The 18,410-nt window shown below is 71.5% G+C and carries 13 protein-coding genes; 10 read left to right on the top strand and 3 right to left on the bottom strand.

Going from position 1 to position 18,410, the window contains the following annotated elements; translation table 11 throughout:
* The first annotated feature begins 47 nt into the window (after nucleotides 1–47).
* A complete protein-coding gene (gene hflX / locus Srubr_RS22900) occupies nucleotides 48–1,535 on the top strand; it encodes a GTPase HflX (protein ID WP_189997280.1) in 1,488 nt (495 codons plus the stop codon).
* A 107-nt stretch (nucleotides 1,536–1,642) separates the two neighbouring features.
* On the opposite strand, the gene Srubr_RS22895 is transcribed toward hflX, so the two are convergent.
* Nucleotides 1,643–2,866, bottom strand: a complete 1,224-nt coding sequence (locus tag Srubr_RS22895; RefSeq protein WP_189997279.1) for a trypsin-like serine peptidase — start codon at nucleotides 2,864–2,866, stop codon at nucleotides 1,643–1,645.
* Nucleotides 2,867–3,285: 419 nt separating this feature from the next.
* Between Srubr_RS22895 and Srubr_RS22890 the strand changes: the two genes are divergently transcribed.
* From Srubr_RS22890 to Srubr_RS22875, 4 genes are all read left to right on the top strand, one after another.
* Nucleotides 3,286–4,740 (top strand): diaminobutyrate--2-oxoglutarate transaminase family protein, encoded by a 1,455-nt coding sequence (locus Srubr_RS22890; RefSeq protein ID WP_189997328.1) that lies wholly within the window; start codon nucleotides 3,286–3,288, stop codon nucleotides 4,738–4,740.
* 251 nt (nucleotides 4,741–4,991) lie between these two features.
* Complete coding sequence (locus Srubr_RS22885; RefSeq protein ID WP_189997278.1) at nucleotides 4,992–7,082, top strand: IucA/IucC family protein; 2,091 nt, start codon at nucleotides 4,992–4,994, stop codon at nucleotides 7,080–7,082.
* Nucleotides 7,083–7,160: 78 nt separating this feature from the next.
* Nucleotides 7,161–7,931, top strand: coding sequence for a GNAT family N-acetyltransferase (locus Srubr_RS22880; protein ID WP_189997277.1), 771 nt, complete (start codon nucleotides 7,161–7,163; stop codon nucleotides 7,929–7,931).
* 229 nt (nucleotides 7,932–8,160) lie between these two features.
* A complete protein-coding gene (locus Srubr_RS22875; RefSeq protein ID WP_189997276.1) occupies nucleotides 8,161–10,137 on the top strand; it encodes an ATP-dependent DNA helicase in 1,977 nt (658 codons plus the stop codon).
* A gap of 141 nt (nucleotides 10,138–10,278) precedes the next feature.
* Here the strand turns inward: Srubr_RS22875 and lexA are convergent, their stop codons facing one another.
* Nucleotides 10,279–11,058, bottom strand: coding sequence for a transcriptional repressor LexA (lexA, locus tag Srubr_RS22870; protein WP_189997275.1), 780 nt, complete (start codon nucleotides 11,056–11,058; stop codon nucleotides 10,279–10,281).
* Between the two features lie 562 nt (nucleotides 11,059–11,620).
* On the opposite strand from lexA, the gene nrdR reads away from it, so the two are divergent.
* Together nrdR and Srubr_RS22860 are read left to right on the top strand one after the other, a co-directional pair.
* Complete coding sequence (gene nrdR, locus Srubr_RS22865) at nucleotides 11,621–12,169, top strand: transcriptional regulator NrdR (protein ID WP_189997274.1); 549 nt, start codon at nucleotides 11,621–11,623, stop codon at nucleotides 12,167–12,169.
* 164 nt (nucleotides 12,170–12,333) lie between these two features.
* On the top strand, nucleotides 12,334–15,225 hold the full coding sequence (locus Srubr_RS22860) for a vitamin B12-dependent ribonucleotide reductase (RefSeq protein WP_189997273.1): 2,892 nt from the start codon (nucleotides 12,334–12,336) through the stop codon (nucleotides 15,223–15,225).
* A gap of 70 nt (nucleotides 15,226–15,295) precedes the next feature.
* Here the strand turns inward: Srubr_RS22860 and Srubr_RS22855 are convergent, their stop codons facing one another.
* Complete coding sequence (locus Srubr_RS22855) at nucleotides 15,296–15,829, bottom strand: TerD family protein (RefSeq protein WP_189997272.1); 534 nt, start codon at nucleotides 15,827–15,829, stop codon at nucleotides 15,296–15,298.
* A gap of 148 nt (nucleotides 15,830–15,977) precedes the next feature.
* Here Srubr_RS22855 and Srubr_RS22850 point away from each other — a divergent pair, with 148 nt between their 5' ends.
* The 3 genes from Srubr_RS22850 to Srubr_RS22840 all read left to right on the top strand — a co-directional run bounded on the left by Srubr_RS22850 (nucleotide 15,978) and on the right by Srubr_RS22840 (nucleotide 18,303).
* A complete protein-coding gene (locus Srubr_RS22850) occupies nucleotides 15,978–16,583 on the top strand; it encodes a YdbC family protein (protein ID WP_189997271.1) in 606 nt (201 codons plus the stop codon).
* 142 nt (nucleotides 16,584–16,725) lie between these two features.
* Nucleotides 16,726–17,385, top strand: coding sequence for a histidine phosphatase family protein (locus Srubr_RS22845; RefSeq protein WP_189997270.1), 660 nt, complete (start codon nucleotides 16,726–16,728; stop codon nucleotides 17,383–17,385).
* A gap of 12 nt (nucleotides 17,386–17,397) precedes the next feature.
* On the top strand, nucleotides 17,398–18,303 hold the full coding sequence (locus Srubr_RS22840; protein ID WP_189997269.1) for an ADP-ribosylglycohydrolase family protein: 906 nt from the start codon (nucleotides 17,398–17,400) through the stop codon (nucleotides 18,301–18,303).
* Nucleotides 18,304–18,410 lie beyond the last annotated feature (107 nt).

The following is an 18,410-nucleotide window of genomic DNA, read 5'->3' as shown; positions in this document are numbered from 1 at the left end:
CCGCCGTACCGACGCCGTAACGGCAATCCCATCGACGTAAGGATCCAATGACCTCCTCTTCTTCCCCTTCCCAGGACACCAAGCGCCTCGCGCACGCCTATCCCGAGGGTCTTCGGGCCGATGCCCTGATGGAAGAGGACGTCGCCTGGAGCCACGAGATCGACGGAGAGCGGGACGGCGACCAGTTCGACCGCTCCGAGCGCGCGGCCCTGCGCCGCGTGGTGGGCCTGTCCACCGAGCTGGAGGACGTCACCGAGGTCGAGTACCGCCAGCTCCGCCTGGAGCGGGTCGTGCTCGTCGGCGTGTGGACCACCGGCACCGCCCAGGACGCCGAGAACTCCCTCGCCGAGCTGGCCGCCCTCGCGGAGACCGCGGGCGCCCTCGTGCTCGACGGCGTCATCCAGCGCCGCGACAAGCCCGACGCGGCCACCTACATCGGCTCCGGCAAGGCCGCCGAGCTGCGGGACATCGTCCTCGAAACCGGCGCCGACACCGTCATCTGCGACGGTGAGCTGAGCCCGGGCCAGCTGATCCAGCTGGAGGACGTGGTCAAGGTCAAGGTCATCGACCGTACGGCCCTGATCCTGGACATCTTCGCCCAGCACGCCAAGTCCCGCGAGGGCAAGGCGCAGGTCGCGCTCGCGCAGATGCAGTACATGCTGCCGCGACTGCGCGGCTGGGGTCAGTCGCTGTCCCGGCAGATGGGTGGCGGTCGCGGCGGCCTCGCCACGCGTGGCCCGGGTGAGACCAAGATCGAGACGGACCGGCGCCGGATCCGCGAGAAGATGGCGAAGATGCGCCGGGAGATCGCGGACATGAAGACCGGCCGCGAGGTCAAGCGCCAGGAGCGCCGGCGTAACAAGGTGCCGTCCGTGGCCATCGCGGGCTACACCAACGCCGGCAAGTCCTCCCTGCTCAACCGCCTCACGGGCGCCGGCGTCCTGGTCGAGAACGCCCTGTTCGCGACCCTGGACCCGACCGTCCGCCGGGCCGAGACCCCGGGCGGCCGGCTGTACACGCTGGCCGACACCGTCGGCTTCGTCCGGCACCTGCCGCACCACCTGGTCGAGGCGTTCCGCTCCACCATGGAGGAGGTCGGCGACTCCGACCTGATCCTGCACGTGGTGGACGGCTCGCACCCGAACCCGGAGGAGCAGCTCGCCGCCGTGCGCGAGGTGATCCGGGACGTCGGCGCCACCGACGTGCCGGAGATCGTCGTGATCAACAAGGCGGACGCTGCCGACCCGCTGGTGCTCCAGCGGCTGCTGCGGGTCGAGAAGCGCTCGATCGCCGTCTCGGCGCGCACCGGCCAGGGCATCGCGGAGCTGCTCGCCCGGATCGACGACGAGCTGCCCCGCCCCGCGGTCGAGGTCGTGGCGCTCGTGCCCTACACCCACGGCAAGCTGGTCGCCCGTGCGCACGCCGAGGGCGAGGTCCTCTCCGAGGAGCACACCGCGGAGGGCACCCTGCTCAAGGTCCGGGTGCACGAGGAACTGGCGGCCGACCTGGCGCCGTACACGCCGGTCTCCGCCTGACCCACGGCGGTACGAGGGCCCGTCACCCCACCTGGGGTGACGGGCCCTCGTCACGCTCACCGCGGTGTCACGCTCAACCCGGTGTCACGCTCACCGCGGTGTCACGCTCACTGTCCGGCGAACTGCTCGCTCACCGAGTCGTACACGCTCTTGGCCACCTCGCCCAGCCGGGGACCGGCCAGCCAGCCCGCGTTCACCGGGCCGATGGACGTGTTGGACACCAGCTTGGGCTTGCCGTCGGCGCCGGTCTCCACCCAGCCGCCGCCGGACGAACCACCGGTCATCGTGCAGCCGATCCGGTACATCGTCGGGTCGGCCTGTTCGAGGGAGAGCCGGCCCGGCGTGTCCTGGCACTGGTACAGCAGCCCGCCGTCGTACGGCGCCGCCGCCGGGTATCCGGACGCCGTCACGCTGCCCACGTCCGCCACGGCCGGCGCGTCGAAGTCCACCGGCAGCGCCCCGCCGACCGTCTCCTCCAGTGACTTGCCGCCGCTGCCCTGCTCCGGCGTCACATGGATGACGGCGAAGTCGTACGCGGCACCGGCACCGCCCGTCTTGCCGCCCTCGCTGATCCACTGCTGCGAGGTCTTCGCCGCGTCGGCCCACCACACGCCGTACGGGGCGACCTGGGACCGGCTCGCGTTCTGCAGCGCGGCCGACGACAGGGCCTGGTCGTTGTACGACGGCACGAAGGCGAGGTTGCGGTACCAGCCGCCCTTCTTGCCGGCGTGCACACAGTGGCCCGCCGTCCAGACCAGGTTCGACTTGCCCGGGTGCGCCGGGTCCTGCACGACCGTCGCCGAGCAGACCATGGTGCCCTCGGGCGAGTCGAAGAGCAGCTTGCCCGACGTGGCCGCGTTGGTGTGGTACGGCGCGTCGACCGCCCGCGCCCGCACCGGCTGCGGCGTCGGGTCCGTCACCCCCTGGTCACCGGAGAGGTCGTTGTCGTCGACGCCCTGGTCCGGCTCCTCGGCCTCGCGCATCCGGTCCGGGTCCCACAGACCGCTGATGATCGGGTTGACGAAGTCGTTGGCCTCCCGCAGCCAGTCGTCCTTGTTCCAGTCCTTCCAGGCGCCGTTCTTCCACTTGTCGATGTCGATCCCGTGTTCCTTGAGCCTGCGCTTGAGCTCGTCGGGGATACGGATCTTCCCGTCACCGGAGCCCGCCGCGCTCGCGGTGGCACCCGGATTGCCGTCGTCGGCACCGCCGCTGTCACAGGCGGTGGCGGTCAGCGCCAGCGCCGAGACGAGGGCGACCGCCGTCAGCGAGGCCGAGGTGCGGCGACCGCCCCTTCCTCGCCGAGCGGTGAACGACGGCCGTATGGATCGCATGGTCTTGACTCCCCCTGCTGTGAAAGGAACTCGGCGCTTCGGCCCCGGTACCGGCGGACAACCCATGGACGGTTCATGCCGGTTCCGCGACCTTCTGGGAACGGCATCACACACTATGCGGTCGCTGTGGGGGAGTTCTGCCCGGACGGCAACGGTTCCGTCACAGGCTGCCTGAACAGGGCCGCACCGCGCCGGCCGCTCCCTCGCGCGCACCGCTGCCGCACGCCGTGCGCCCGTTCTGCGGAAGGGCGTCGGGAAGGCTGACCTCACTTCCGGCCAAGGATGTCCGGGTCACCCCGTAACCGGCCGAACGGTCGGCGGTTGTAGCCGGTGGAACCGGCCGTCTGGGTCCGGTCCCCGAGCACCGACTCGCCCTTGACCAGCCAGGAGGACAACGCGCCGTGGCCGTAACGGAGTCGATGGCCGGAGCCGCATCCGGAGAAACGCGGGGCCCGCACGAGGGCATCCTCAGACGCCAGTCGGCGCGCGAGTCCTCGGCGCGCACCTACGCCCGCGCCCTGCCCATCGTTCCCGTGCGGGCCCGTGGGCTCACCATCGAGGGCGCCGACGGCCGCCGTTACCTGGACTGCCTCTCCGGCGCCGGCACCCTCGCCCTCGGCCACAACCACCCGGTCGTGCTCGAAGCCATCCGCGGGGTCCTGGACTCGGGCGCCCCACTCTCCGTCCTCGACCTCGCGACCCCGGTCAAGGACGCCTTCGTCACCGAGCTGTTCCGCACCCTCCCGCCCGGCCTCGCCGACCGCGCCCGCGTCCAGTTCTGCGGGCCGGCCGGCACCGACGCCGTCGAGGCCGCCCTCAAACTGGTCCGGGCCGCGACCGGTCGCTCCGGCATCCTCGCCTTCGCCGGCGCCTACCACGGCATGACCGCCGGCGCCCTGGCCGTCTCCGGCGGCGCCCCCGACGTCCAGGCGGCCCGCCTGCCCTACCCGCAGGACTACCGCTGCCCGTTCGGCATCGGCGGCCCGACCGGCGCCGAACTCGCCGCCCGCTGGGCCGAGTCCCTCCTCGACGACCCCAAGTCCGGCGTGCCGCTGCCCGCCGGGATGATCCTCGAACCCGTCCAGGGCGAGGGCGGAGTGATCCCCGCGCCGGACGACTGGCTGCGCCGTATGCGCCGGCTCACCGCGGACCGCTCCATTCCGCTGATCGCCGACGAGATCCAGACCGGGGTCGGCCGCACGGGCGCCTTCTGGGCCGTCGACCACGCCGGCGTCACTCCCGACGTCATGGTCCTGTCCAAGGCCATCGGCGGCAGCCTCCCACTGGCCGTGATCGTCTACCGCGACGACCTCGACACCTGGCAACCCGGCGCCCACGCCGGCACCTTCCGCGGCAACCAGCTCGCCATGGCCGCGGGCACCGCCACCCTCGCCTACGTCCGAGAGAACGCCCTCGCCGAACGCGCCGCCACCCTCGGCTCCCGCATGCTGAACCGGCTCGCGGAGTTCGGCCGTGAGCACGCGTGCGTGGGGGACGTACGGGGCCGTGGGCTGATGATCGGCGTCGAACTGGTGACCTTGGAGCCGGAGCAGCGTGAGCCGGGGGCGCCGGAGTGCGGGGTCGGGGGACCGGACGGCCGACCCGCCGCCCGCACGCCGTACCCGCCCGCGCCCGGACTCGCCGCCGTCGTCCAGCGCGAGTGCCTCCGGCGCGGACTGATCGTCGAACTGGGCGGTCGGCACGCGTCCGTGGTCCGGTTGCTTCCGCCGCTGACGATCAGCGACGAACAGGCGGAGGCCGTACTCGACCGCCTGACCGACGCGATCACGGCGGCGGCCCGTGACCACGAGAGCCACGGCCCTGACCGGCGCGATCACGGCGGCGGCCCGCGACGACAAGAGCCAAGGTCCTGACCGGCGACGACACCCCGGCACCGCCCAGCGCACCGGCTGAAGACCACGCGCGCCGCACCCGCCCACCGACGGCCCCGGAAACCCGCTCCGGACCGTCAGCACCTCCCATCCCGGCTCCGCCCTTCTTCCGAGCGCTCCGGGCCGACACCGACCGTCGGCCACGCCTCACAGCCGTCCGGCCCGAACGAGGCCCGGAACGGACGACAGCACCAGCCCGCAGCACTCCACACCCCAGCCCCAGAGGAGCCGTCATGAACGCCACTCCCCACCCCGACGGCCGCTCCGGCGCCCCCGACGACCAGGGAGACACCGGCACCCCGCCCGCCGCCGTACCGCTCACCGACTCCGTCCCCCAGCAGAAGAGGCGGGCGGCGGGCACCGGCCGGCGGACGGTGCCCGGCCCCGACCCGCTGGACGACCCCGACCCGCACACCGCGGCGCAGGCCGCCGCCGTCGAGAACCTCCTGCGGTGCTGGGTCCGCGAGACCGGCCTCGCCGCCCCCGCCACCGCGAGCCTCACCATCCCGCTGCCCGCCAGCGGCACCGCCCTCATCGCACCGGTCCGGTACTGGTCCCCGACGGGCTGGCACCGCTTCGACCCGCCCCGCCTCGCCGCCGCACCCGGCACCGCGCCACCCGTCGACGCCGTGACCCTCGCGGCACTCCTGGCCAGGGAAACCCCCACCCCGCCCGGTCCACCGGCCCCGGCCCTCACCACACCCGGTCCCCGCGCCGACCGGGACAGCGGTACCAGCCGCACGCCCGCGGCGCACACCTGGGCCCGCGCGGGAGGCGAGGGCACCGCCGAGGACACCGCTGCCGCCCTCGGCTCCGGTTCCTGCGGCGACCCCGCCTCTTCCGCCCAACCCGCGGCCGGCGGCGATCTCGTCGCCAGGGTCGCCGATTCCGCCCGCCGCACCGCCGAGTTCATCCGGTACCGGCGCGCACACCCCGCGGACACCCCCGACCTCTTCCTCAGCGCCGAACAAGCCCTCCTCCTCGGACACCCGCTGCATCCGGCCCCCAAGAGCCGGGAGGGCCTGACCGAGGCCGAGGCCGACCGGTACTCACCGGAGACGCACGGCTCCTTCCCCCTGCACTGGCTCGCCGTCGCCCCCTCCCTCCTCGCGACCGACTCGGCCTGGACCGAGCGCGGCCGTCCCGTTGCCGCCGGCCGGCTCGTCCGGAGCCTCGCCGGAACCGACCTGCCGCTGCCCGACGGCTACACCGCCCTGCCCCTGCACCCCTGGCAGGCCCGCGAGGTACGACACCGCCCGGCCGTCGCCGCACTGCTCGACTCCGGGCTGCTCCGCGACCTCGGACCCCTCGGCACCACCTGGCACCCCACCTCCTCCGTACGAACCGTCCACCGCTCCGGCGCCCCCGCCATGCTCAAGCTCTCCCTGGCCCTGCGCATCACCAACTCCCGCCGCGAGAACCTGCGCAAAGAACTCCACCGAGGAGTCGAGGTGCACCGGCTGCTGCGCACCGGCCTCGCGGCGCAGTGGCACGCGGCCCACCCGGGCTTCGACATCGTCCGCGACCCGGCCTGGCTCGCCGTGGACGACCCGGACGGTCTGCCCGTGCCGGGACTCGACGTGGTGATCCGGCACAACCCGTTCACCCCGGCCGACGACGTCGGCTGCGTCGCCGGACTCGTGTCCCCCCGCCCCCTCGCCGTACCGCCTCCCAACACCCCGGAACGACCCGCTGCATGGCCGGTGCGGTCGCGCCTGGCCCACCTCCTGGCCCGGCTCACGGCACGTACCGGCCGGCCCGTCGGCGCCGTGGCGGCGGAGTGGTTCCTGCGCTACCTGGAGCACGTCGTCCGCCCCGTCCTCTGGCTGGACGGCGAAGCCGGCATCGCCCTCGAAGCCCACCAGCAGAACACGCTGGTCCTGCTGGACGGCGACGGCTGGCCCGTCGGCGGCCGTTACCGTGACAACCAGGGCTACTACTTCCGCGAGTCACGGCGCACCGAACTGGCCGCGCGGCTGCCCGGCGTCGGAGACCGCAGCGACACCTTCGTCCCGGACGACGTCGCCGACGAACGCCTCGCCTACTACCTCGCCGTCAACAACGTGTTCGGACTGATCGGTGCCTTCGGCTCCCAGCGCCTCGCCGACGAACGCCTGCTCCTCGCGGCCTTCCGCCGCTTCCTCACCACCCTGGCCTCGGGCCCCGCCCCGCTGCGCGGCACTCTGCCCGGCCGCCTCCTCGACTCACCCGTGCTGCGCTGCAAGGCCAACCTGCTGACCCGGCTGCACGGCCTCGACGAACTCGCCGGCCCGGTCGACACCCAGTCCGTCTACGTCACCATCGCCAACCCCCTTCATTCCTGAGCGGCATACGCACATGACCGACTTCGTCTCCTGACCACCTCGTCCCTGCCCCACCTCGTCTCCTGAGAGGAGAGCACCGTGCCCCCCACCGACCTGACCGCCGGAACCGGTCGTGCCCCAGCCCACCCGGACAGCGCCGGCCCACGGCCCGGTACGACGGGTCCCCGGCACTCCCCGTTCGGCCCGTTCACCGCGGAGGACGACGACCCGGGCAGCGAGGACACCCTGGATCTGCACCTGCCCGCCGAGTTCCTCGCCCTCCGCGCCGGGGCGACGACCGGCCTCCTCGGCCGGATCGCCACATGGGGCGCGGTCCCCACCCCCGTCGGCTCCTTCCAACTGGTGCCCGTACGCGTCGACCAGGACCTGCCGCTCGTCCACCGCTGGATGAACGACCCGGCCGTCGCCGCGTTCTGGGAACTCGCCGGACCTCCGCACCGGACGGAGGACCACCTACGGGCCCGACTGCACGGCGACGGGCGCTGCGTACCGTGCCTCGGCGTACTCGACGGCACTCCGATGAGCTACTGGGAGATCTACCGGGCGGACCTGGATCCGCTGGCCCGCAGCTATCCGGCCCGTCCGCACGACACCGGCATCCATCTCCTCATCGGCGACGCGGCGGACCGGGGACGAGGAGTGGGCACCGCCCTGCTGGGAGCCGTGGCCGACCTGATCCTCGACCGGCGCCCCGCCTGCCCACGGGTGGTAGCGGAACCCGATCTTCGCAACACCCCCTCCGTCGCCGCTTTCCTGAGCGCGGGCTTCCGGTTCGCCGCCGAGATCGACCTGCCCGGCAAGCGGGCGGCCCTCATGATCCGGGACCGGGTCCTGCGCGATGCGCTGTAGCGCCGGGTAATCAGGCGCTCACCATGAGATACGAACGGCGGTGTCCCGGTGTTCCCGGATCGCGGAAAAAAAATCGGCGAGCAGGAGCCGACCCCTGCAGAGGAGCCGTCCGTCCGTCCCACCGGCCCAGCCGCCCCGACCCACGCCCAGGAGCCCCGGCCGTGATCCCGTTCCTCATCCCCGTCACCGCCGCCCGTTTGTCAGTGCGGGGCCGTAGGGTGGTCAGGCTATGACGAAGCCCTCCCTCTCCGAACTCCTGCATGCCGCCGTCGCCGCCGTCGGCGGCACGGAGCGCCCCGGCCAGGTGACCATGGCCGAAGCGGTCGCCGAGGCGATCGACGACGGCTCCCACCTGCTGGTCCAGGCCGGCACCGGTACCGGTAAGTCGCTGGGCTATCTCGTGCCCGCGCTCGCGCACGGAGAGAGAGTGGTCATCGCGACGGCCACGCTCGCCCTGCAACGCCAGCTCGTGGAGCGGGACCTGCCGCGCACGGTCGACGCCCTGCACCCGCTGCTGCGCCGCCGTCCGGAGTTCGCCATGCTCAAGGGCCGGTCGAACTACCTGTGCCTGCATCGCCTGCACGAGGGCATGCCGCAGGACGAGGAGGAGGGCCTGTTCGACCAGTTCGAGGCCGCCGCGCCCACCAGCAAACTGGGGCAGGACCTGCTGCGGCTGCGGGACTGGGCGGACGAGACCGAGGACGGCGACCGGGACGACCTCACCCCCGGCGTCTCGGACCGCGCCTGGGCCCAGGTGTCGGTGTCCTCGCGGGAGTGCCTGGGCGCGTCGAAGTGCGCGTACGGCGCGGAGTGCTTCGCGGAGATGGCCCGTGAGCGGGCGAAGCTCGCCGAGGTCGTGGTCACCAACCACGCCCTGCTGGCCATCGACGCCATCGAGGGCGCCCCGGTGCTGCCGCAGCACGAGGTACTGATCGTGGACGAGGCGCACGAATTGGTCTCCCGCGTCACCGGCGTCGCCACCGGCGAACTCACCCCCGGGCAGGTCAACCGCGCCGTGCGCCGAGCCGCCAAGCTGGTCAACGAGAAGGCCGCCGACCAGCTCCAGACCGCCGCCGAGGGCTTCGAGCGGCTCATGGAACTCGCCCTTCCCGGCCGCCTGGAGGAGATCCCGGAGGACCTCGGCTACGCCCTGATGCAGCTGCGGGACGCGGCCCGCACGGTGATCTCGGCCATCGGCGCGACCCGCGACAAGTCCGTCCAGGACGAGGACGCGGTCCGCAAGCAGGCGCTGGCCTCCGTGGAGACGGTCCACGACGTGGCGGAGCGGGTCGTGAACGGCTCGGAGTGGGACGTCGTCTGGTACGAGCGGCACGACCGGTTCGGCGCCTCCCTGCGGGTCGCCCCCATGTCGGTCTCCGGCCTGCTCAGGGAGAAGCTCTTCGCCGACCGGTCCGTCGTCCTCACCTCGGCGACGCTCAAGCTGGGCGGCGACTTCAACGGCGTCGGCGCCTCCCTGGGACTCGGCCCGGAGGGCACGCAGGGCGAGGACCTGCCGCAGTGGAAGGGTATCGACGTCGGCTCGCCGTTCGACTACCGCAAGCAGGGCATCCTGTACGTCGCCAAACACCTGGCCCGCCCCGCGCGTGACGGTGACCGCGCCGACATGCTGGACGAGCTGACCGAGCTGATCCAGGCGGCAGGCGGGCGCACCCTCGGCCTGTTCTCGTCCATGCGGGCCGCCCAGCTCGCGGCGGAGGAGCTGCGCTCCCGGGTTCCCGAGTTCCCGATCCTGCTCCAGGGCGAGGAGACACTCGGCGAGCTGATCAAGAACTTCGCCGCCGACCCGAAGACCTGTCTCTTCGGCACGCTGTCACTCTGGCAGGGCGTCGACGTCCCCGGCCCCAGCTGCCAGCTGGTCGTCATGGACAAGATCCCGTTCCCGCGCCCCGACGATCCGCTGATGAGCGCGCGCCAGAAGGCGGTGGAGGACGCGGGCGGCAACGGCTTCATGGCGGTCGCCGCCACGCACGCGGCGCTGCTCATGGCGCAGGGCGCCGGCCGCCTCGTCCGGGCCTCCGGGGACCGGGGCGTGGTCGCCGTACTGGACCAGCGGCTGGCGACCGCCCGCTACGGCGGTTTCCTCAAGGCGTCACTGCCGGACTTCTGGTACACCACGGACCGTAATCAGGTCCGCAGGTCGCTCGCGGCGATCGACGCGGCGGCGAAGGAGACGGAGGGGAAGTGACCGGGGGCGGACCGTCTGCGGTCCCCCGTGGGCAGGAGGTGCCCGCGACGGCCTGGAGAACGGGCAGGGCCCCGGAACCGGCGCAGGGGTTCCGGGGCCCGGTCAGGGAGTGAGCCGGGTGGGGCTCGTCGTCCGCGGCGGTCAGACGCGCCGCAGCACGGCGACGACCTTGCCCAGGATGGTCGCGTCGTCGCCGGGGATCGGCTCGTAGGCCGCGTTGTGGGGGAGGAGCCAGACGTGGCCGTCCTCGCGCTTGAAGCGCTTGACGGTGGCCTCGCCGTCGAGCATGGCGGCCACGATGTCGCCGTTCTCGGCGACCGGCTGGCGGCGCACGGTGACCCAGTCGCCGTCGCAGATCGCGGCCTCGATCATGGAGTCGCCGACGACCTTGAGGACGAAGAGTTCGCCGTCACCGACGAGCTGGCGGGGGAGCGGGAAGACGTCCTCGACGGACTCCTCCGCGAGGATGGGGCCACCGGCGGCGATGCGGCCGACGAGCGGGACGTACGACGCGGCGGGCTTGCCGGCGGTGTCCGTGGGCTGCACGGTGACTGTCTGGTCCGATCCGCGGACCTCGTAGGCGCGCGGACGGTGGGGGTCGCGGCGCAGGAAGCCCTTGCGCTCCAGTGCCATCAGCTGGTGGGCGACGGAGGAGGTGCTGGAGAGGCCGACGGCCTGGCCGATCTCCCGCATCGACGGCGGGTAACCGCGCCGCTGCACGGAGTCCCTGATGACCTCGATCACCCGGCGCTGCCGGTCGGTGAGTCCGGAGCTGTCCGCCCGGATGCCTGGAGGTCGGCCCGGCAGGGAGCGCTTGGTTCCCTCGGGATTCGTGGCTTCGTTCATCGCGTGTACCGGCTCGACTCGGCCCTGGGAGCGGTCCTGGGCGGTGATGGTGGCACTGTCTGCGGTGGTGGTCACGGCGGCCCCTCTCGATGGTCTCCCTGCTGCACAACGGTAGTTGCTTTCGAAAGGTTGCGCCAAACACACGTTCGAGTGAAAAAGTGCGTTTCGCCTGACGGGATCAGGTGTCCGGGTGTATAGCTGGCGCGACGCTCGGCGGACAAAAGCGCCCATTGTTGTACTCTTCACCGCTGGAGTCGCTCGCCTCATGAGCGGCGCCCCCAGTCTGCCATCCGGAATGTCGCAGTCCGGTCGCCGGGGCCCTTTCCGTGCGGCTGCGCCACGCGCGCTCCCCGCGGCGCCCACCGTATCCCCGCGAGCGCGCGGTGGCGCGGCCGCGCCACCGCGCGTCCCCGCAGGTCGGCCGCCGGCCCCCGGGGCGCCGTTCCGGCGCGACACGCGTGTCTGCCTTGGTGAATCAGTCAATCCCCACATGTAGTGGTTGGATGGCTACAGCGGCCCACAAGTTGTGGTCCCCCCGGTCGGAGACGGCTCACCGATCGCCTATGCTTAGGGCTGCTTCGCGAGGCCTGTGTGTCCAGCGAGGCTGACGAGTCTGCTGTGAGGAGGGTTGGAGAACATGCACTGCCCCTTCTGCAGGCACCCCGACAGCCGCGTGGTCGACAGCCGTACGACCGACGACGGCACGTCCATCCGCAGGCGCCGCCAGTGCCCTGACTGCTCCCGTCGTTTCACGACCGTGGAGACGTGCTCGCTCATGGTGGTGAAGCGGTCCGGAGTCACCGAACCGTTCAGCCGTACCAAGGTCATCAACGGCGTGCGCAAGGCGTGCCAGGGGCGGCCGGTCACCGAGGACGCGCTCGCCCAGCTCGGGCAGCGGGTCGAGGAGGCGGTGCGCGCGACCGGAAGTGCCGAGCTGACCACCCACGACGTGGGACTGGCCATACTCGGCCCCTTGCAGGAGCTGGACCTCGTCGCCTATCTGCGGTTCGCCTCCGTCTACCGGGCGTTCGACTCGCTCGAGGACTTCGAGGCCGCCATCGCGGAGCTGAGGGAGGCGACGCGCCCCGCCGCGGACGAGGAAGACGCCGGCGCGGGGAGCCAGGAAGACCATCGCGGGCCGGTCGGGACCACGCAGGTTCCCGAGCCCGCGCACGCCGCCGACTGACCGGCGGACCGGAATCCGGTCGGAGAACCTGGTTCCGGCCGTACGGCGGCGAACGAAGACCTGTCGCGGGCGGCGGCTGAGGGTGCCCGCGACGCAAGACAGAAACATGTGCCCACGGGAACAACGGGGGCATTTCAGGGCGTTTTCGCCCGTAGGGAGGCGGCATGACAGAGACGGCGAGCGGTCCGGCACGAGGTTCCCGCGCCAAGGGAGCCAAGGGCAGCAAGGGACTGCGCATCGAGCGCATCCACACCACCCCCGGCGTGCACCCGTACGACGAGGTGACGTGGGAGCGCCGTGACGTCGTCATGACCAACTGGCGCGACGGCTCGGTCAACTTCGAGCAGCGTGGCGTCGAGTTCCCCGACTTCTGGTCGGTGAACGCGGTCAACATCGTCACCAGCAAGTACTTCCGTGGTGCCGTCGGCACCCCGCAGCGCGAGACCAGCCTCAAGCAGCTGATCGACCGCATCGTGAAGACGTACCGGAAGGCCGGTGAGGACCACAAGTACTTCGCTTCCCCCGCCGACGCGGAGATCTTCGAGCACGAGCTGGCGTACGCCCTCCTGCACCAGATCTTCAGCTTCAACAGCCCTGTCTGGTTCAACGTCGGCACCAAGCAGCCCCAGCAGGTCTCGGCCTGCTTCATCCTGTCCGTCGACGACTCCATGGAGTCGATCCTCGACTGGTACAAGGAAGAGGGCATGATCTTCAAGGGCGGCTCCGGCGCCGGCCTGAACCTCTCCCGGATCCGTTCCTCCAAGGAGCTGCTCTCCTCCGGCGGCAACGCCTCCGGCCCGGTCTCCTTCATGCGTGGCGCCGACGCCTCCGCCGGCACCATCAAGTCGGGCGGTGCCACCCGTCGCGCCGCCAAGATGGTGGTGCTCGACGTCGACCACCCCGACATCGAGGACTTCATCGAGACCAAGGTCAAGGAAGAGGAGAAGATCCGCGTCCTGCGCGACGCGGGCTTCGACATGGACCTGGGCGGCGACGACATCACGTCCGTCCAGTACCAGAACGCCAACAACTCGGTCCGTGTGAACGACGAGTTCATGAAGGCGGTCGAGGAGGGCGGCAAGTTCGGCCTGCGTGCCCGTATGACCGGTGAGGTCATCGAGGAGGTCGACGCCAAGGCGCTCTTCCGCAAGATCGCCGAGGCCGCCTGGGCCTGCGCCGACCCGGGCATCCAGTACGACGACACGATCAACAACTGGCACACCTGCCCCGAGTCCGGCCGGATCACCGCGTCGAACCCGTGCAGCGAGTACATGCACCTGGACAACACGTCCTGCAACCTGGCCTCGCTGAACCTGATGAAGTTCCTGAAGGACGACGGCAAGGGCGACCAGTCCTTCGAGACCGAGCGCTTCCAGAAGGTCGTCGAGCTGGTCATCACCGCGATGGACATCTCGATCTGCTTCGCGGACTTCCCGACCCAGAAGATCGGCGAGAACACCCGCGCCTTCCGCCAGCTCGGCATCGGCTACGCCAACCTCGGCGCCCTGCTGATGGCCACCGGCCACGCCTACGACTCCGACGGCGGCCGCGCCCTGGCCGGCGCCATCACCTCCCTGATGACGGGTACGGCCTACCGCCGTTCCGCCGAGCTGGCCGAGGTCGTCGGCACCTACGACGGCTACGCCCGCAACGCCGACGCCCACAAGCGCGTCATGAAGCAGCACTCCGACGCCAACGCCACGGCCGTGCGCATGGACGACCTGGACACCCCGGTCTGGGCCGCCGCCACGGAGGCCTGGCAGGACGTGCTGCGGCTCGGCGAGAAGAACGGTTTCCGTAACTCCCAGGCGTCCGTCCTCGCGCCGACCGGCACCATCGGTCTCGCGATGTCCTGCGACACCACCGGTGTCGAGCCCGACCTCGCGCTGGTGAAGTTCAAGAAGCTCGTCGGCGGCGGCTCGATGCAGATCGTCAACGGCACCGTCCCGCAGGCCCTGCGCCGCCTGGGCTACCAGGAGGAGCAGATCGAGGCGATCGTCGCCCACATCGCCGAGCACGGCAATGTGATCGACGCCCCCGGCCTCAAGCAGGAGCACTACGAGGTCTTCGACTGCGCCATGGGCGAGCGCGCCATCTCCCCGATGGGCCACGTCCGCATGATGGCCGCGATCCAGCCGTGGATCTCCGGCGCCATCTCCAAGACGGTCAACATGCCGGAGACGGCGACCGTCGAGGAGGTCGAGGAGATCTACTTCGAGGCATGGAAGCTGGGCGTCAAGGCGCTCGCGATCTACCGCGACAACTGCAAGGTCGGCCAGCCGCTCTCCGCCAAGAAGAAGGACTCGGCGGACGAGAAGAAGGCCGAGGAGCCCGCGGCCGCCGAGACCAAGGTCGAGAAGGTCGTCGAGTACCGTCCGGTCCGCAAGCGCCTCCCGAAGGGACGTCCCGGCATCACCACGTCCTTCACCGTCGGCGGCGCCGAGGGTTACATGACGGCCAACTCCTACCCGGACGACGGCCTGGGCGAGGTCTTCCTGAAGATGTCCAAGCAGGGTTCCACCCTCGCGGGCATGATGGACGCCTTCTCCATCGCCGTCTCCGTCGGCCTCCAGTACGGCGTGCCCCTGGAGACGTACGTCTCGAAGTTCACCAACATGCGCTTCGAGCCGGCCGGCATGACGGACGACCCGGACGTGCGGATGGCGCAGTCGATCGTCGACTACATCTTCCGCCGCCTGGCGCTGGACTTCCTGCCCTTCGAGACCCGCTCCGCGCTCGGCATCCACTCCGCCGAGGAGCGCCAGCGACACCTGGAGACCGGCTCCTACGAGCCGGCCGAGGACGAGGTGGACGTCGAGGGCCTGGCCCAGTCGGCGCCGCGCGCCCAGGAGCTGAAGGCGGTCGCCACGCCGAAGGCCGAGTCCGAGGCGGCCAAGCCCGCCCCGAAGCAGGCCCACACCAGCGCCGAACTGGTGGAGATGCAGCTGGGCATCCAGGCCGACGCCCCGCTGTGCTTCTCCTGCGGTACGAAGATGCAGCGGGCCGGCTCCTGCTACATCTGCGAGGGCTGCGGCTCGACCAGCGGCTGCAGCTGATGACACGCCGTTCGTGAGGTAAGGGGCGCCGGCCATGGCCGGCGCCCCTTACCCGTATGCGCTGAGGACGTCAGGGCCGGTGCGCCCGGCCCATGACCCGGGTGAAGGTCGCCGGGTCCCCGTCGAAGCCGTGCAGGCCGGGGTGGAAGGTCCACTCGCCGGAGTCGTCCCGGACGAACTCGGCGAGCGCGGCGGCCGTCGCCCCGGCCACCGAGCCGAAGCCGTCCTCGGCGAGCACCGTGTAGCCCTCACGGATACGGAGGGCGGGATTCAGCACGTCGGCGAACGTCGTGTGCCCGTACCGCTGTTGGATGACGGCGCCCACCACCACGCGCGCGTAGCGCCCGTCGAGGCGGTCCAGTTCGAGCGTCATGACCTCGTCCCAGCCGAACCCCTTGCCGTCCGTGCTGTCGCGGTTGAGGGTGATCGTGCCGTCCGGTGAGCGGCTGTCGAAGTGCACCAGATAGGCCGGATCCCCGTACGCGTCACCGGAGACGAAGGTCGCGGCGATGATGTCCAGGTCGGTCGGCGAGTGACCCGCCGGACTGGGGTCCCACTTGAGCGCGACCTCGACCTTGCGGATTCCCTTGCTGAAGCCGGTCACCAGGCTTCCCCCTTCCGCTGTGGCTCGACCCCAACTTCCCTGCGGCCGGGGTTCGTTGTCCATCGTGCCATGCACGGGGGTCCGTACGCGCGGGCGATCTCCGCAAAGACGTGACCGACGCCACGCCCGGTGGCCGTACGATGGCGCGGTGCTGGTCAAGTGGATTCGCTGCACCGTGGTGGACCGCCGGGGGTTCGAGCGGGGGCAGCGGAAATGGGCGGGGCTTCCAGGGGAGCCGGGTTTCCGGGGACAGGGCGGGGGCTGGAGCCGGCGGCGGCCGGGCGTGGCGCACCTCTTCGCCTTCTGGGAGAGCCGTGCCTTCTACGACTCCTTCATGGCCCGCTCCCACGACCGGCTGGCCGCCGCCCAGTCCGGCACCTTCAAGGACGCCCAGGTCAAGCTGTTCGAGTACCGCTTCGATGTCAAGACCGGATTCGAGCCCCGCTTCACCGACGCCGATCTGATCCGGGTGGCCCTGTGCACGGTCCGCGAGGAGCGCGTGGAGCACTTCACGCTCATGCAGGAGAAGGTCTGGAACCCCGCCATGGCCGGCTCGCCCGGCATGATCCGCGGCATGTTCGCCGAGGCGCCCGGGCACGAGTTCCTGATCCTGTCGATGTGGCGCTCGGCGGCCGAGCACGGCAAGTACCGCACCGAGCGGGTGGAGCGCCTCGCCCTGCGCGCCCAGACCGAGGCGGACATCGCGGCGCTCTCCGGCGACATCGTGGACCTGGAACCGTCCTGGACGGTCTGAGGCGCGTGCTGGTTCGAAAAGCGAATGCGGCAGCCGTGGGCGGTCCCGTCGCGGCGGCCCGGGACGCCGGATTCATGTGACCTACGCCGTATGGAGCCCGTACGAGTGCTCGACGCGTCGCCGTACCCTCTAGGGTTTCGGCATGGCACGACCACGGCGCATCGTCCTTGTCCGGCACGGCGAGTCAACGGGCAACGTCGACGACTCCGTGTACGAGCGCGAACCCGACCACGCCCTCGCGCTGACCGAGCGCGGCCGACGGCAGGCGGAGGAGACCGGCGAACGGCTCCGCGAGCTGTTCGGCCGGGAACGGGTCAGCGTGTACGTCTCCCCGTACCGCCGTACCCACGAGACACTCCGCGCCTTTCACCTGGACCCCGAGCTGATACGCGTCCGGGAGGAGCCCCGGCTGCGCGAGCAGGACTGGGGCAACTGGCAGGACCGCGACGACGTGCGCCTGCAGAAGGCGTACCGGGACGCGTACGGGCACTTCTTCTTCCGGTTCCCCCAGGGTGAGTCCGGCGCGGATGTCTACGACCGGGTCGGCGGCTTCCTGGAGAGCCTGTTCCGCAGCTTCGAGGCCCCCGACCACCCGCCGAACGTCCTCCTGGTGACCCACGGCCTCGCCATGCGGCTGTTCTGCATGCGCTGGTTCCACTGGACGGTCGCGGAATTCGAGTCGCTGTCCAATCCGGGGAACGCCGAGATGCGGATGCTCGTTCTCGGAGAGGACGGCAAGTACACACTCGACCGGCCCTTCGAACGCTGGCGCGAGCCGGTGCCGCAGTGGGTCACCGGATAGAGTGGCAGGGCGATGACCGCTGACTCCTCTTCCCCCGGGCGCCTGCAGCGCGCTCTGACCAGCCTGCGGGGACTGGCCGTGGGGGACGCCCTGGGCTCCCAGTTCTTCGTCCCCGCGCACTATCCCCTGCTCAAGCGCCGCGAGCTGCCCGCGGGCACCTGGCAGTGGACGGACGACACCGAGATGGCCTGCTCGGTGGTCGCCGTCCTCGCCGCCCACCAGCGCGTCGACCAGGACGCCCTCGCCCGCTCCTTCGCCGAGCACCACGACTTCGACCGGGGCTACGGCCCCGCGGTCAACCGGCTGCTGCGCCTGGTCCGGGAGGGCGAGGACTGGCGCCGGCTGGCCGCCGGGCTCTTCAACGGCCAGGGGTCCTGGGGCAACGGGGCGGCGATGCGGATCGCGCCTTTGGGTGCGTGGTACGCGGACGATCCGGAGCAGGCGACCCACCAGGCGGAGATCTCGGCCTACACCACCCACCAGCACCGGGAGGCCGTGGTCGGTGCGATGGCCGTGGCCGCCGCGGCGGCGTTCGCCGGCTCCCCGGACGGCCCGCCCGCCCCTGAGGCACTGCTCGACGGCGTCATCGCGCTCGTACCGAAGAGCGCGGTCGGCCAGGGCCTCCGCCGGGCCCGGGACATGCTCGACTACGACGACGCGGTCACCGTGGCGGCCGTCCTGGGCTGCGGACGACGTACGACCGCGCATGACACCGTCCCCTTCGCCCTCTGGTCCGCCGCACGGTCCCTCGGCGACTTCACGTCGGCGTTCTGGACCACCGCCCAGGTCGGCGGGGACGTGGACACCACCTGCGCGATCGTGGGCGGGGTGCTCGCCGCGGGCAAGGCGGGGACACCGCCCGCCGAGTGGGCCGAGCGCACCGAGGCCCTGCCGGACTGGGTGCCCACGGGCGCCTGACGGCCGCCGTCGCCGCGCCAGCCCGGCCCGGCGCGCGCCCCTCGTCGAAACTCTCCGTTCCCGGCGGGAACTCTCCGTGACCGTCGCTCGTTGTCCCGATGTCCGCT

The organism is Streptomyces rubradiris, from assembly GCF_016860525.1.
GTDB classification, from domain to species: domain Bacteria; phylum Actinomycetota; class Actinomycetes; order Streptomycetales; family Streptomycetaceae; genus Streptomyces; species Streptomyces rubradiris.
This window is presented reverse-complemented; position numbering and strand designations above follow the sequence as displayed.

Excerpts from the sequence above, each read along its gene's own strand:
- hflX (WP_189997280.1), top strand. The coding sequence starts at position 48 with ATGACCTCCTCTTCTTCCCCTTCCCAGGACACCAAGCGCCTCGCGCAC.
- Srubr_RS22895 (WP_189997279.1), bottom strand. The coding sequence starts at position 2,866 with ATGCGATCCATACGGCCGTCGTTCACCGCTCGGCGAGGAAGGGGCGGT.
- Srubr_RS22890 (WP_189997328.1), top strand. The coding sequence starts at position 3,286 with ATGGCCGGAGCCGCATCCGGAGAAACGCGGGGCCCGCACGAGGGCATC.
- Srubr_RS22885 (WP_189997278.1), top strand. The coding sequence starts at position 4,992 with ATGAACGCCACTCCCCACCCCGACGGCCGCTCCGGCGCCCCCGACGAC.
- Srubr_RS22875 (WP_189997276.1), top strand. The coding sequence starts at position 8,161 with ATGACGAAGCCCTCCCTCTCCGAACTCCTGCATGCCGCCGTCGCCGCC.
- nrdR (WP_189997274.1), top strand. The coding sequence starts at position 11,621 with ATGCACTGCCCCTTCTGCAGGCACCCCGACAGCCGCGTGGTCGACAGC.
- Srubr_RS22860 (WP_189997273.1), top strand. The coding sequence starts at position 12,334 with ATGACAGAGACGGCGAGCGGTCCGGCACGAGGTTCCCGCGCCAAGGGA.
- Srubr_RS22845 (WP_189997270.1), top strand. The coding sequence starts at position 16,726 with ATGGCACGACCACGGCGCATCGTCCTTGTCCGGCACGGCGAGTCAACG.
- Srubr_RS22840 (WP_189997269.1), top strand. The coding sequence starts at position 17,398 with ATGACCGCTGACTCCTCTTCCCCCGGGCGCCTGCAGCGCGCTCTGACC.